Genomic DNA, 13485 nt, shown 5'->3' with positions numbered 1-13485 from the left:
GGCAGCCTGGGTGCTGCGTGTCCGGCCCGAGGGGGCGGGCCCGGGCTTCTAGAATCCGCCCATGATCTCCCGCGAACCCACCATCGAATGCCTGTCCATCGCCCGCCAGCTGCTGCTGGAGCCCTTCGGCCTGGACGAAACCCATCTGGCGCGCGCGCTGGCCGAGATCCGCGCCCACCGCGTGGACGACGCCGACCTGTACTTCCAGTACACGCGCAGCGAGGGCTGGAGCCTGGAGGAGGGCATCGTGAAGACGGGCTCGTTCAGCATCGACCAGGGCGTGGGCGTGCGCGCGGTGAGCGGCGAGAAGACGGCCTTCGCCTACTCCGACGACATCTCCCAGGCATCGCTGCTGGACGCGGCCCGCACCGTGCGCTCGATTGCCTCGGCAGCCCAGGCGGGGCGCGTGAAGGTTGCTCCCAAGAAGATAGCAAGCAGCCGTTCGCTCTATCCGGGCATCGACCCCATCGCCTCGATGGACAGCACGGCCAAGGTGGCGCTGCTGGAAAAGGCCGAGCGGCAGGCCCGCGCCAAGGACCCGCGCGTGGCGCAGGTCATGGCGGGCCTGGCCAGCGAATACGACGTGGTGCTGGTGGCCCGTGCCGACGGCACGCTGGCGGCCGACGTGCGCCCGCTGGTGCGCCTGTCGATCACCGTCATCGCCGAGCAGAACGGCCGGCGCGAGGTGGGCTCCTCCGGCGGCGGCGGGCGCTTCGGCCTCGCGTATTTCGACGACGCGCAGATCACCCGCTATGTGGACGAGGCGGTCGATGCCGCGCTGGTCAACCTCGAATCGCGCCCCGCGCCGGCCGGCGAGATGACCGTAGTGCTCGGCCCGGGCTGGCCCGGCATCCTGCTGCACGAAGCCATCGGCCACGGCCTGGAGGGCGACTTCAACCGCAAGGGCGCCAGCGCCTTCAGCGGCCGCATCGGCCAGCGCGTGGCGGCCAAGGGCGTGACGGTGCTCGACGACGGCACCATCGCCGACCGGCGCGGCTCGCTCAACGTGGACGACGAGGGCCAGGCCAGCCAGCGCAACGTGCTGATCGAGGACGGTATCCTCAAGGGCTACATCCAGGATTCGCTCAACGCCCGCCTGATGGGCGTGGCGCCCACCGGCAACGGCCGGCGCGAGAGCTATGCGCACATCCCCATGCCGCGCATGACCAACACCTACATGCTGGGCGGCGACAAGGACCCGGCCGAGATCGTGGCCAGCATGAAGCGCGGCCTCTACGCCACCAACTTCGGCGGCGGGCAGGTGGACATCACCAGCGGCAAGTTCGTGTTCTCGGCCAGCCAGGCCTTCTGGGTGGAGGACGGCAAGATCCAGTACCCGGTCAAGGGCGCGACCATCGTCGGCAGCGGCCCCGAATCGCTCAAGAAGGTCACCCTGATCGGCAACGACATGGCGCTCGACAGCGGCGTGGGCACCTGCGGCAAGGAAGGCCAGAGCGTGCCCGTGGGCGTGGGCCAGCCCACGCTGCGCATCGACGGGCTGACCGTGGGCGGCACGGCCTGATCCGCTGCGGCTGACGGGCTGAGCCCCAAAGAAAAAAAGCCCCGGCGGGTGCACCCGCCGGGGCTTTTTTGTTGTCAGGGGTGCGGGGCCGAAGCGGCAGCGCGCCGCTTCAGGCCTTGCCGGCCCCAGCGCTCAGTGCGTGACGACCACGCCGGCCGGACGCTGGCGGCGGAAACCCAGGATGCCGGCGCCAGCGGCCACGCCCGCGCCGATCAGCAGCACCACCAGGGTGCCCCAGGAGCCGCGCGCCACGTTCTTGGCGGCTTCGGCACCGGCTTCGCGGGCCTTCTGCTCGGCCTGCTGCTTGGCTTGTTCCAGCTTGGCGCGGGCCTGGTTGTAGGTCTGCTCGTAGTTGTTGGCGATCTGCTCGGCCTCGGCGCGGCTCTTGCCGGTGCGGGCCACGATGATGTTGACCAGGGCTTCCTTGTCGGCCGCGTTCAGCACGCGCTCGCCGCGCTGGATCACATTGGCCAGCCAGCCTTTGGCGTCGGCATCGGCGGTCTGCGGCGTCTGGGCGGCGCTTTCGGCGCGGGCCTGGCCGTCATTGGCGGCGGCCTGGGCTTCGTTCTTGATGTTCTCGGGCTGCAGTTCGGGCTTGCCGGTCTGGCGCAGCAGCTTTTCGAGTTCCGACTGCAGGCTGTTCATGTCCAGCGAGATGCCGTTCTGGTCCAGCTGGCGCTGCACCGCGTCGCCCACGGCCGGAGCGGCGGCGGAAACGCCCGCACCCGCCACCGCGCCCGCGGCGCTCAGGCCGGCCTTGGCCGCGCCGCCGGCGGCGTTCAGCGCGCTGCCCGTGGCGCTCAGCAGCAGATAGACCGTGAACAGCGTGGTCAGGCCCCAGGCCAGCAGGCCGTGCAGCCCGCCCGAGCGGCGCGCCAGGTAGCCGGCCGTGAAGCCGCCGACGGCGATCGCCACCAGCGTGGTCACGCCGGCCCAGATGCTGGCACCCACGCCGAAGCCGCTGAACGGATTGCGGTCGCCCAGCGGGTCGATGGCCGACGCGCCGATGGCCGTGCCCAGCACGGAGAGCACCAGATAGACGATCAGCGAAAGGACGAGGCCCGCGAAGACGGCACCCCAGGAAACGGGTGGCAGCCAGGAGCGCTCTTCATAGGCAGTGGCGGTGGTGTGGATGGACATGGTCGGCTCTCTCTCTCTGGGTGGATCGGTGCTCGGGGCTCGCCGCAAGGGCTGCACTCCCGCGATTGACCGGACACGGGTCCGGGCGGTCCGGACCGCCGCGGGCGCGATGGCCGGATGCCTTCGTAGCCTAAGAACATCATGTAACCGGGCGCGTCTGCCGATGCAGCAAGTAACCGTAGGACAAGGGCGCCCGGGTGCCGCGGCTGCCCGGCGCAGGGGCTGTGCCTGCGGAATGCGTGCCTGTCGCTCGCCGGCAACGGTGCGGCGTGCGGCGGGAAAAGACGTGTTACATTGATCCGCATGCAAGTCCGAAGCGCGTTTTACTTTTGGTTTTGGTTCTTATCCCAGGCGGATGAGAGGTAAGCGCGCACCCCGACCGAGCTCCACTCCCAGACAACCGCCGAAGCTGAAAAGCCCGGCGGTTTTTTGTTTTCCGCGACCGTTTTTTCCCTCTCCCTTTTTCCTTTCACCCTTTCGTTCCATTTCACAGATCCACGAGGAAGCAACCATGACGGCTCCTGCCCACACCGCCAGCGATACCTGGTACCGCGACGTCGAGAAAACCAGCCAGACCGACGACGAACGTATCAAGGACATCACCGTGTTGCCCCCTCCGGACCATCTGATCCGCTTCTTCCCGATCCACGGGACGGCGGTGGAATCGCTCATCAGCGGCACGCGCCAGACCATCCACCGCATCATGGCCGGCCAGGACGACCGCCTGCTGGTGGTGATCGGCCCCTGCTCCATCCATGACCCGGCCGCCGCGCTGGACTACGCCCGCCGCCTGAAGGCCGTGCGCGAGCAGTACAAGGACACGCTGGAGATCGTGATGCGCGTCTATTTCGAGAAGCCCCGCACCACCGTGGGCTGGAAGGGCCTCATCAACGACCCCTACCTCGACGAGAGCTACCGCATCGACGAAGGCCTGCGCATCGCGCGCCAGCTGCTCATCGACATCAACCGCCTGGGCGTGCCGGCCGGCAGCGAATTCCTCGACGTGATCTCGCCCCAGTACATCGGCGACCTCATCAGCTGGGGCGCCATCGGCGCGCGCACCACCGAGAGCCAGGTCCACCGCGAGCTGGCCTCGGGCCTGTCGGCGCCCATCGGCTTCAAGAACGGCACCGACGGCAACATCCGCATCGCCACCGACGCCATCCAGTCCGCCAGCCGGGGCCACCACTTCCTGTCCGTGCACAAGAACGGCCAGGTCGCCATCGTCCACACCAGCGGCAACCAGGACTGCCACGTCATCCTGCGCGGCGGCAAGGCGCCCAACTACGACGCCGCCAGCGTGCAGGCCGCCTGCGCCGACCTGGAGAAGTCCGGCCTGCCGCCCACGCTGATGGTGGACTGCAGCCACGCCAACAGCAGCAAGCAGCACGAGAAGCAGCGCGACGTGGCGCGCGACATCGGCGCGCAGATCGCGGGCGGCTCGCGCAGCGTCTTCGGCGTGATGATCGAGAGCCACCTCACCGGCGGCGCGCAGAAGTTCACGCCCGGCAAGGACCAGCCCGGCGCACTCGAATACGGCAAGAGCATCACCGACGCCTGCCTGGGCTGGGACGATTCCCTGGAAACGCTGGCCGAGCTGTCGGCCTCCGTGGCGGCGCGGCGCGCTCGCTGAAAACCCGGGTTGCCGATGGGAAGGGGCGGTGTAACCTGCCCCTTTTCCGTTCCCCGCCCCTGAAAGAGCCACCCATGCACAGCGAAGTCCTGGTCACCCTGACGCCCCGGCAGCAGTTCCGCTGCGACCTCAAGAGCGCCGAGCCCATGGCCCACGAGGCCGCGCGCCGGTGGCTGGACGACGAATTCATCCGCCTGGAATGCGAGCCCCTGCGCGCCAGCGGCAAGGTGCTGCTGGCCGACAAGGTGCTCGTCGTGGCCCAGGCCGCCGGCCCCATGCTGCTGGGCGATCGGGAGTGGTTCACCACCTTCGCCCGCGCCGCCAGCGCTGCGCTGGCCCGGCCCATCGTGCATGTCGATCTGACCGCGATGGCCGTCAGTTTCTGAGTCGAAAGTGGCTGTAGCCCAGGTCCCGCCTGGGTATGGCGCTATTTTTTCGATAGCGATTCGAGCAGCAGCGCGTGGATGCCGCCGAAGCTGCCGTTGCTCATGCAGACCACATGGTCGCCCGGGCGCGCCGCCTGGGTGATCTGCGCGACCAGTTCGGGCACGCTGGCGGCGGTGGTGGCCCGCTCGCCCAGCGGCGCCAGCGCGGCTCGCGCGTCCCAGTCCAGGCCGGCCGTGTGGCAGAACGACAGGTCGGCCGCCTCCAGCGCCCAGGGCAGCTGCGCCTTCATGGTGCCCAGCTTCATGGTGTTGCTGCGCGGCTCGAAGGCTGCGAGGATGCGCGCGCCCGGCCCCGCGCGGCGGCGCAGGCCGTCCAGCGTGGTGCGCAGCGCGGTCGGGTGGTGGGCGAAGTCGTCATAGACGGCGACGCCGCCCGCCGTGCCGCGCAGCTCCATGCGCCGCTTGACGTTGCGAAAGCGCGCGAGGGCCGCGGCGGCATCGGCCGGCGCCACGCCCACATGCTGCGCTGCGGCGATCGCGGCCAGCGCGTTGAGCTGGTTGTGCAGGCCGCCCAGTTCCCATTCCACGCGGCCCACCGTCTGGCCGCGGTGCAGCACGTCGAAGGCATGCGGCTCGCCCTGCGCGGTGAAGTCGCTCACCGCCGCGCCGAAGCTCGCCACCTCGCTCCAGCAACCCGCGTGCAGCACGCGCGCCAGGCTCTCTTCGAGGCCGTTGACCACCACGCGGCCCGAAGGCGGCACCGTGCGCACCAGATGGTGGAACTGGCGCTCGATGGCCGCTAGGTCGTCGAAGATGTCCGCGTGGTCGAACTCGAGGTTGTTCAGCACGGCGGTGCGCGGCCGGTAGTGGACGAACTTGCTGCGCTTGTCGAAAAAGGCGGTGTCGTACTCGTCCGCCTCGATCACGAAGACGGGCGCTTCGCCCGCCGGGCCCGATCCGGCCACCGGCCGCCGGGCCGCGCCCAGCCGGGCCGAGACGCCGAAATCCAGCGGTACGCCGCCCACCAGAAAGCCCGGCTGCAGCCCGGCGCATTCCAGCACCCAGGCCAGCATCGACGTGGTGGTCGTCTTGCCGTGCGTGCCGGCCACGGCCAGCACGTGCCGGCCCTGCAGCACATGTTCGGACAGCCACTGCGGGCCGCTGGTGTAGGGGGCGCCTGCATCCAGAATGGCCTCCATCAGCGGAAACTTGGGGCTGCCGTCCGCCAGCCGGGCGCGGCTTACCACGTTGCCGATGACGTAGAGGTCAGGGCCGAGGGCCATCTGGTCGGCGCCGTAGCCCTCGATCAGCTCGATGCCCAGGGCGCGTAGCTGGTCGCTCATCGGCGGATAGACGCCCGCATCGCAGCCCGTGACCTTGTGGCCCGCCTCGCGTGCCAGCGCGGCCAGCCCGCCCATGAACGTGCCGCAGATGCCCAGTATGTGAATATGCATGGGCGCCGATTCTACGTTTGCCGCCCTGCAGGCCGCTGGCGCTTGCCTGGCAAGCGCTGGCAGCTATCGAAAGCGTAGCGAAGGCGGGCTGGCCGCTGCGCAAATCCCCCAGGTCTGTCCGGCCGTCATGCCGGCGTCAGGGCCCGGCGCGAGGCTTGGCGCGACAATCGCCTTCCACAGCTTCCCGCTTCTTCTTTCTTCTTCTTCAACCGGATGCACGCCATGGAAAACGCACTCGCCACCGAGATCGCCAGCGCCGCCGCCCGACTGGTCGTCGAAGAGGGGCTGGAATGGGGCCCCGCCAAGCGCCGCGCCGTGCGCGACCTGGGCCTGCCCACCCGCACGCCGCTGCCCGACAACGACCTGGTCGAAGACGCCGTGCGCGAATACATCGGCCTCTTCTGCGCCGACACCCAGCCCGCCGAGCTGCGCGCCCTGCGCGAGCTGGCCCTGGTCTGGATGGAGCGCATGGCGCAGTTCCGCCCCTACTTGGCGGGCGCGGTCTGGCACGGCACGGCGACGCGGCTCTCCGACATCTATCTGCAGCTCTTCTGCGATGACTGCAAATCGGCCGAGATCGCGCTGATCGACCACCATGTCGATTACGAACCGCGCACCGTCACCGGCTTCCGCGGCGAGCCCGTGGAGGCGCTGAGCCTCAGCAGCCTCGCGCCCCAGCTGGGCGAGAACGTGGGCGTGCATCTCATGGTTTATGACCTGGACGACCTGCGCGGCGCCCTCAAGCCCGACGCGCGCGGGCGCACGCCCCGGGGCGACGCCCAGGCCGTGCGTCAGCTGCTGGCGGCCTCCGCCGCCCCTTCATCCCATACGGATACCGATACCGCCGCATGAACTCTCCAACCCCATCCCCTTCGCCCGCTCCCGTTCCCTCTGCGACGACGTCGCGCCGCCGCTGGCTCGCGGCCGGCGTGGGCGCAGCGGCTGCCGTGGCCGGCGCCGGGCTGGCATGGCAGCGGCTGCAGCCGCATGCCGCGCCTGCGGCGCTCTCCGAAACCGAAACCGCCTTCTGGGCCTCGGGCTTCAATGCGCCGGCCGGCGATGCGGTCGCCATGCAGAGCTTTCGCGGCAAGCCGCTGGTGCTGAACTTCTGGGCCACCTGGTGCCCGCCCTGCGTGGAAGAGCTGCCCTTGCTCAACGGCTTCTACCGCGAACAGAAGGCTCGCGGCTGGCAAGTGGTGGGTCTGGCCATCGACCAGCCGACGGCGGTGCGGCAGTTCCTGCAGCGCCTGCCGCTCGATTTTCCGATCGCGCTGGGTGGGCTGGGCGGGACCGACATGGCCCGCTCGCTCGGCAACCTCGCCGGCGGGCTGCCTTTTACCGTGGTGTTCGGTGCAGATGGCAACATCTTGCACCGTAAAATGGGCCAGGTGACGGCGGACGACCTCAAGGCCTGGGCGCAACTGGGCTGACGCAAGTCATTTCCCAACTTCAGAAGATGACATTTGCGGAAGATTCGCGGAATTAGGCTGAAATTCGGGTAAATTCGCGCCTCTTTCGTTTTTAGCCGCTGGAGCCCTCATGGATTTGCGAAAACTCAAGACCCTGATCGACCTCGTATCCGAGTCGAACGTGTCTGAACTGGAGATCACCGAAGCCGAGGGCAAGGTCCGCATCGTCAAGAGCGGCGGCGCCGTCGTCCAGCAATACGTGGCCGCCCCCATGCAGGCCGCCGCCCCCGTGGCCGCTGCGCCCGCCGCTGCCGCGCCTGCGCCGGAAGCCGCACCCGCCCAGACCGGCCACGTGGTCAAGTCGCCCATGGTCGGCACCTTCTACCGTGCCTCCAGCCCCGGCGCCAAGGCATTCGTCGAAGTCGGCAGCCAGGTCAAGGAAGGCGAGACCATCTGCATCATCGAAGCGATGAAGATCCTCAACGAGATCGAAGCCGACAAGTCCGGCACGATCACGCGCATCCTGGGCGAGAACGGCCAGGCAGTCGAATACGGTCAGCCGCTCTTCGTCATCGAGTAAGCGCCGCATGTTCAAGAAGATTCTGGTTGCGAATCGCGGAGAGATCGCTCTGCGCATTCAGCGCGCGTGCCGTGAACTGGGCGTCAAGGCCGTCATGGTGTATTCCGAGGCCGACCGCGACGCCAAGTACGTCAAGCTGGCCGAAGAGGCCGTCTGCATCGGCCCGGCGCCCTCGCCGCTGTCCTACCTCAACATGCCGGCCATCATCTCGGCCGCCGAGGTGACCGACGCCGAAGCCATCCACCCCGGCTACGGCTTCCTGTCCGAGAACGCCGACTTCGCCGAGCGCGTGGAAAAGAGCGGCTTCCAGTTCATCGGCCCCTCGCCCGAGTCGATCCGCATCATGGGCGACAAGGTCTCGGCCAAGCAGGCCATGATCCGCGCGGGCGTGCCCTGCGTGCCCGGCTCCGAGGGCGAGCTGCCCGACGATCCGGTGCAGATCCGCCGCATCGCCAAGACCATCGGCTACCCCGTCATCATCAAGGCGGCAGGCGGTGGCGGTGGCCGCGGCATGCGCGTGGTGCATACCGAAGCGGCCCTGATCAACGCCGTGCAGATGACCAAGGCCGAGGCGGGCGCCGCGTTCGGCAATCCGGCCGTCTACATGGAGAAGTTCCTCCAGAACCCGCGCCACATCGAGATCCAGGTGCTGGCCGACAAGCACCGCAACGCCGTGTATCTGGGCGAGCGCGACTGCTCCATGCAGCGTCGCCACCAGAAGGTGATCGAAGAGGCGCCGGCTCCGGGCATTCCGCGCAAGCTGATCGAGCGCATCGGCGAACGCTGCGTCGCCGCCTGCAAGAAGATCGGCTACCGCGGTGCGGGCACGTTCGAGTTCCTGTACGAAAACGGCGAGTTCTACTTCATCGAGATGAACACCCGCGTGCAGGTGGAACACCCGGTGACCGAGTGGATCACGGGCGTGGACATCGTCAAGACGCAGATCATGGTGGCCGCCGGCGAGAAGCTGCCGTTCACCCAGCGCCAGATCGAGATCCGCGGCCATGCCATCGAATGCCGCGTGAACGCCGAAGATCCGTACAAGTTCACGCCCTCGCCGGGCCGCATCACCATGTGGCACGCGCCGGGTGGCCCGGGCGTGCGGGTGGATTCCCACGCCTACACCAACTACTACGTGCCGCCGAACTACGACTCCATGATCGGCAAGATCATCGTCCACGGCGACACGCGCGAAGAGGCGCTGGCGCGCATGCGCACGGCGCTGTCCGAGACCGTGATCGAAGGCATCAACACCAACATCCCGCTGCACCGCGAGCTGATGGTGGACGCCAAGTTCATGGCCGGCGGCACCAACATCCACTACCTGGAAGAGTGGCTGACGCATCACAAGCGCTGATGCCCGGGCGCTGATGCGCTGTTGAAGAGTCTGCATGCTGGCCTCCGGCGACGGAGGCCAGCATTGTTTTTTGTTGGGTGGGCGGCCGGTGCGCCGCGGCGCCGGAACCTGGAGAGCCGAGATGTTTGAACTGAGCCTGATGTGCCCGGAAGACCGGGTCGAAGCCTTGAGCGATGCCTTCGATGCGCTGGAGGCGCTCAGCGTCTCCGTGGAAGACGCCGACGCGCAGACCGATGCGGAGCAGGCGCTCTTCGGCGAGCCCGGCATGCCGCCCCCGAAGGACGGCTGGCAGCGCAGCCGCATGGTGGCGCTGTTCTCGACCGAAGCCCTGGCCGAAGAGGCGCGCGAACTGCTGCAGGTGCAGGACTTCTTCGACGGCTGCCGCGTGCTGGGCATCACGGCCGTGCAGGACCAGGACTGGGTGCGCCTGACGCAGTCGCAGTTCGCGCCGGTCGATATCACGCCGGATTTCTGGATCGTGCCCACCTGGCATGAGCTGCCCGCCGCCGCCGTGCGCCACATCCGGCTGGACCCGGGCCTGGCCTTCGGTACCGGCACGCACCCCACCACCCGCATGTGCCTGCGCTGGATCGCGCGGCACGGCGCGGCCGCCGAGACGGCGGGCGGCGCCGGCCTGGGCCGCGTGCTCGACTACGGCTGCGGCTCCGGCATCCTGGCCATCGGCGCGGCCAAGTTCGGCGCCGGCAGCGTCGATGCGGTGGACATCGACCAGGCCGCCGTCGATTCGACCCTGCAGAACGCCGAGGCCAACGGCGTGCAGCTGACGGCCGGCCTGCCCGACCGGGCCCAGGGCAGCTACCAGACCGTGCTGGCCAACATCCTGGCCACGCCGCTCAAGGTGCTGGCGCCGCTGCTGTGCGGCCACGTGGCCGAGGGCGGCCACCTGGTGCTGGCCGGCATCCTGGAGCGCCAGGCCGACGAGCTCAAGGCCGCCTATGCGCCGTATCTCGCGCTGGAAGTCTCCGACCAGGAAGACGGCTGGATCCTGATGACCGCACGGCGCTGACGCGCCCCGCGCCGCCGCCGTGACGCGAGCCCGGCGGCGCGCCGGCAGGGCGCACCTACAATGCCCAGCCGATGAGCCAGATCACCCGCTGCCCCGCCTGCGCAACCACCTTCAAGGTCGTGGCGGACCAGCTGCGCATTTCCGATGGCTGGGTGCGCTGCGGCCAATGCAAGGAAGTCTTCCACGCCGCCTCCAACCTGCTGGAGATGCCGGCGCCGCGCCCGGCGCCCGCGCCGGTGGCCGATGCATCGCCGGCGGCCGAAGCTGCAGGCATGGAGCCGGGCCTTGCGCAGCCTCTGGCGCCGGAGCCGCCTGTACCGGAGCCGCTCGCATCCGCTGCGGCCGATCTTGCGCCCACACCTGAACCTGCGGCCGAGCCGGCGATCGCCTCGCGCAATGTCGCGGATGTATGGAGCAGCCCGCGGCAGGCTGCGGCTGCGGCGTCAACGCTGCAGGCTCCGCCACTCCAGGACGGAGACGATGATGAGGGCGATGGGGCGCGCACCGCATCGTTCGACGACGATGCGCAGCCATCGCATTCCGCCCCCTCGGCACCGGCCGTCGCAGAGCCATACCTCGAGCGCGAACCGGCCCCGGACTCCGGCGGCTACGAACTGCCCTTCGCGGAGCTGCGCGATTCCGGCTGGCCCGACGATATCGAGGGCCTGGAAGACGACGCCCCGCCTGATGAGGGCGATGCCGGCCGCGGCGAGGCGGCGGCGCAGGATGCTGAGGATGACGATGCGGATCTCGCATCGGCCCTGGAGGGCGGCGAGGCGTCCTGGGCGGCCGATCCGCTGGATGCCATGGTCGGCCTGGAGGCACACGCCATCGCCGAAGCTGGGCCGGCGCCGGCCGTCTCCTGGTCCCCGGAGGTGCCTGGCGGCCTGCTGCGCAAGGCCGATGAGAGCAGCGAGCACGATGCTTTGCCGGAGTTTTCCGCAGGCGATCGGGGGTGGGAGGCGCAGGGCCCGGATTCCTTGCGACATGCAGAGCGCGGTGGCGAGGCGCGAACGGCTTTTTCCCGCGGCGCTTTCGCTGCGGCGGATACCGAGGAACCTGGTTTCGTGCGCGCGGCCCGGCGGCAGGCCTTCTGGCAGAGCCGCACCGTGCAGGCCGTGCTGGCGGTGGCGTCCCTGGTCCTGCTGGCCGGCCTCGTGGTGCAGGTCGCCTGGCGCGAGCGCGATCTGATCGCGGCCCAGCATCCGGCCATGCGGCCTGCGTTGCAGGCCGTGTGCCGCGCGCTCGGCTGCGAGGTGGCGCCCCTGCGGCACATCGCCGACGTGGTCATCGACGGGTCGTCTTTCGCCAAGGCGCGGGAGGGGGGCTTCCAGCTGCAATTGACGCTCAAGAACCGTGGCTCCACGGTGCTCGCCATGCCCGCCGTGGAGTTGACGCTGACCGACGCCAAGGACCAGCCCGTCGTGCGCCGCGTGCTGCGGCCTGATGAGGTCGGCGCGCCCGAGACATTGCCTTCCCAGGGCGAGTGGAGCGGCACGGTGCCGCTGAGCGTGAGCACTGGCGCGGACCGCGTCACGGGCTACCGTGTGCTGGCCTTCTATCCCTGAGCCTTGCGCCGCCCGCTTTCCTTCCCTTCCTTCCTTCTTCCTTCCTCTTCTTCTTCTTTTCTGACTGGAATTCACCCCCTATGGCTGCCCTGATCTGCGGTTCCCTGGCGTTCGACACCATCATGACTTTCGAGGGCCGCTTTGCCGAGCAGATCCTGCCGGAGCAGCTGCACATCCTGAACGTCTCTTTCCTCGTGCCCTCGCTGCGCCGCGATTTCGGCGGCTGCGCCGGCAACATCGCCTATGCGCTGCAGCTGCTGGGCGGCGAGGCCCGCCCCATGGCCATGCTGGGCACCGACGGTGCCGACTACCTGGAGCGGCTGCGCGGCCTGGGCATCGACACGCGCCATGTCGGCCAGACGGGCGACATCTACACCGCGCAGGCCCTGATCATGACCGACCGCGACAACAACCAGATCACGGCCTTCCATCCGGGCGCCATGATGCAGGCGCACGGCCAGCGCATCGAGGCCGATCCGTCCGTGAAGCTCGCCATCATCGCGCCCGACGGCCGTGACGCCATGCTGCAGCATGCCGAGCAACTGGTGCAGGCCGGCATCCCCTTCGTGTTCGATCCGGGCCAGGGCTTGCCCATGTTCAATGGCGAAGAGCTGCGTCGCTTCGTCGAGCAGGCCAGCTGGGTGGCCGTCAACGACTACGAAGGCAAGATGCTCTGCGACCGCACGGGCTGGAGCCTGGCGGAGATTTCCCGCAAGGTGCGTGGCCTGATCGTCACGCTGGGCGACCAGGGCTGCGAGGTCTGGGAGCAGGGCGAGCGCACCGCAGTGGCTCCGGTGCAGCCTGCCGCCGTCGTCGATCCCACGGGCTGCGGCGATGCATGGCGCGGCGCCCTGCTGTTCGGGCTGGAGCGCGGCTGGCCGCTGGCCCAATGCGCGGCCCTTGGCAACCGCCTGGGCGCCTTGAAGATCGCGCAGCGCGGCCCGCAGAACTACGTGCTCGATTTCAACGTGTCGGAATGGTCGCCCGCCTGATCGAGCGCTGATCGGAAGGCCGGTGCGCGCTGCAGTCGGCCTGTGTGGGGCCGTCGAGGCGCAGGCATAAAAAAACCCGGTGCAGGCACTGCACCGGGTTGGTCACCAAAGACGCGAACGTCTTGAAAGGTGGAGTTACGGCTTGCCGCCGGTGGGAAAGGGCCAGGCTGCCTGCGGGTTCAGCGTGGTGTGCGGGGTGGGCGCGGATGCGGATGCGGATGCAGCCGGTGCCTTGGCGGCCTTCTTGGCCGGAGCGGCCTTTTTCGCTGCAGGAGCGGCGGCCTTCTTCGCGGGAGCGGCTGCGGCCTTCTTGGCAGGAGCGGCCTTCTTGGCGGGCGCAGCGGCGGCCTTGGCCGGAGCGGCAGCAGCCTTCTTCACCGGAGCGGCAGCGGCCTTCTTGGTCGTTGCAGCAGCCTT

At 69.1% G+C, this 13485-nt stretch carries 13 protein-coding genes; 10 read left to right on the top strand and 3 right to left on the bottom strand.

Annotation, left to right across the window (positions count from 1 at the left end):
* Window positions 1-61: 61 nt before the first annotated feature.
* Window positions 62-1522: a metalloprotease TldD gene (gene tldD / locus BM070_RS17365; protein WP_092940606.1), complete on the top strand. Its 1461-nt coding sequence runs from the start codon at window positions 62-64 to the stop codon at window positions 1520-1522.
* 132 nt (window positions 1523-1654) lie between these two features.
* On the opposite strand, the gene BM070_RS17360 is transcribed toward tldD, so the two are convergent.
* Window positions 1655-2662 carry a YrzE family protein gene (locus tag BM070_RS17360; RefSeq protein WP_092940605.1) on the bottom strand — a complete coding sequence of 336 codons (1008 nt, stop codon included), beginning with the start codon at window positions 2660-2662 and terminating at the stop codon, window positions 1655-1657.
* 511 nt (window positions 2663-3173) lie between these two features.
* Here BM070_RS17360 and BM070_RS17355 point away from each other — a divergent pair.
* The gene (locus BM070_RS17355; protein ID WP_092940604.1) at window positions 3174-4295 is read left to right on the top strand and encodes a 3-deoxy-7-phosphoheptulonate synthase; all 1122 of its coding nucleotides are present in this window, start codon (window positions 3174-3176) and stop codon (window positions 4293-4295) included.
* Window positions 4296-4369: 74 nt separating this feature from the next.
* The gene (locus tag BM070_RS17350; RefSeq protein ID WP_092940603.1) at window positions 4370-4681 is read left to right on the top strand and encodes a hypothetical protein; all 312 of its coding nucleotides are present in this window, start codon (window positions 4370-4372) and stop codon (window positions 4679-4681) included.
* A gap of 41 nt (window positions 4682-4722) precedes the next feature.
* On the opposite strand, the gene mpl is transcribed toward BM070_RS17350, so the two are convergent.
* Entirely contained in the window at window positions 4723-6135 is a 1413-nt protein-coding gene (gene mpl / locus BM070_RS17345; RefSeq protein WP_092940602.1) for a UDP-N-acetylmuramate:L-alanyl-gamma-D-glutamyl-meso-diaminopimelate ligase, read from the bottom strand.
* A 222-nt stretch (window positions 6136-6357) separates the two neighbouring features.
* On the opposite strand from mpl, the gene BM070_RS17340 reads away from it, so the two are divergent.
* The 7 genes from BM070_RS17340 (at window position 6358) to BM070_RS17310 (ending at window position 13068) form a co-directional block, all read left to right on the top strand.
* Window positions 6358-6987: a hypothetical protein gene (locus BM070_RS17340; protein ID WP_092940707.1), complete on the top strand. Its 630-nt coding sequence runs from the start codon at window positions 6358-6360 to the stop codon at window positions 6985-6987.
* Window positions 6984-7565: a TlpA family protein disulfide reductase gene (locus BM070_RS17335; RefSeq protein WP_092940601.1), complete on the top strand. Its 582-nt coding sequence runs from the start codon at window positions 6984-6986 to the stop codon at window positions 7563-7565. The genes BM070_RS17340 and BM070_RS17335 overlap by 4 nt, the downstream gene beginning before the upstream one ends.
* Before the next feature lie 109 nt (window positions 7566-7674).
* A complete protein-coding gene (accB, locus tag BM070_RS17330) occupies window positions 7675-8124 on the top strand; it encodes an acetyl-CoA carboxylase biotin carboxyl carrier protein (RefSeq protein WP_092940600.1) in 450 nt (149 codons plus the stop codon).
* Window positions 8125-8131: 7 nt separating this feature from the next.
* On the top strand, window positions 8132-9481 hold the full coding sequence (accC, locus tag BM070_RS17325; protein WP_092940599.1) for an acetyl-CoA carboxylase biotin carboxylase subunit: 1350 nt from the start codon (window positions 8132-8134) through the stop codon (window positions 9479-9481).
* A 121-nt stretch (window positions 9482-9602) separates the two neighbouring features.
* The gene (gene prmA / locus BM070_RS17320; RefSeq protein WP_092940598.1) at window positions 9603-10508 is read left to right on the top strand and encodes a 50S ribosomal protein L11 methyltransferase; all 906 of its coding nucleotides are present in this window, start codon (window positions 9603-9605) and stop codon (window positions 10506-10508) included.
* Window positions 10509-10579: 71 nt separating this feature from the next.
* Complete coding sequence (locus tag BM070_RS17315) at window positions 10580-12076, top strand: DUF3426 domain-containing protein (RefSeq protein ID WP_092940597.1); 1497 nt, start codon at window positions 10580-10582, stop codon at window positions 12074-12076.
* Between the two features lie 80 nt (window positions 12077-12156).
* Entirely contained in the window at window positions 12157-13068 is a 912-nt protein-coding gene (locus BM070_RS17310) for a carbohydrate kinase family protein (RefSeq protein ID WP_092940596.1), read from the top strand.
* A 135-nt stretch (window positions 13069-13203) separates the two neighbouring features.
* Here the strand turns inward: BM070_RS17310 and BM070_RS17305 are convergent.
* A partial coding sequence (locus BM070_RS17305; protein ID WP_139222866.1) for a histone occupies window positions 13204-13485 on the bottom strand: 282 nt, incomplete at its 5' end.

The organism is Paracidovorax wautersii (assembly GCF_900113035.1).
GTDB classification, from domain to species: domain Bacteria; phylum Pseudomonadota; class Gammaproteobacteria; order Burkholderiales; family Burkholderiaceae_C; genus Paracidovorax; species Paracidovorax wautersii.
This window is presented reverse-complemented; position numbering and strand designations above follow the sequence as displayed.

Coding starts and splice junctions, on each gene's coding strand:
- tldD (WP_092940606.1), top strand. CDS start 62: ATGATCTCCCGCGAACCCACCATCGAATGCCTGTCCATCGCCCGCCAG.
- BM070_RS17360 (WP_092940605.1), bottom strand. CDS start 2,662: ATGTCCATCCACACCACCGCCACTGCCTATGAAGAGCGCTCCTGGCTG.
- BM070_RS17355 (WP_092940604.1), top strand. CDS start 3,174: ATGACGGCTCCTGCCCACACCGCCAGCGATACCTGGTACCGCGACGTC.
- BM070_RS17350 (WP_092940603.1), top strand. CDS start 4,370: ATGCACAGCGAAGTCCTGGTCACCCTGACGCCCCGGCAGCAGTTCCGC.
- mpl (WP_092940602.1), bottom strand. CDS start 6,135: ATGCATATTCACATACTGGGCATCTGCGGCACGTTCATGGGCGGGCTG.
- BM070_RS17340 (WP_092940707.1), top strand. CDS start 6,358: ATGGAAAACGCACTCGCCACCGAGATCGCCAGCGCCGCCGCCCGACTG.
- BM070_RS17335 (WP_092940601.1), top strand. CDS start 6,984: ATGAACTCTCCAACCCCATCCCCTTCGCCCGCTCCCGTTCCCTCTGCG.
- accB (WP_092940600.1), top strand. CDS start 7,675: ATGGATTTGCGAAAACTCAAGACCCTGATCGACCTCGTATCCGAGTCG.
- accC (WP_092940599.1), top strand. CDS start 8,132: ATGTTCAAGAAGATTCTGGTTGCGAATCGCGGAGAGATCGCTCTGCGC.
- prmA (WP_092940598.1), top strand. CDS start 9,603: ATGTTTGAACTGAGCCTGATGTGCCCGGAAGACCGGGTCGAAGCCTTG.
- BM070_RS17315 (WP_092940597.1), top strand. CDS start 10,580: ATGAGCCAGATCACCCGCTGCCCCGCCTGCGCAACCACCTTCAAGGTC.
- BM070_RS17310 (WP_092940596.1), top strand. CDS start 12,157: ATGGCTGCCCTGATCTGCGGTTCCCTGGCGTTCGACACCATCATGACT.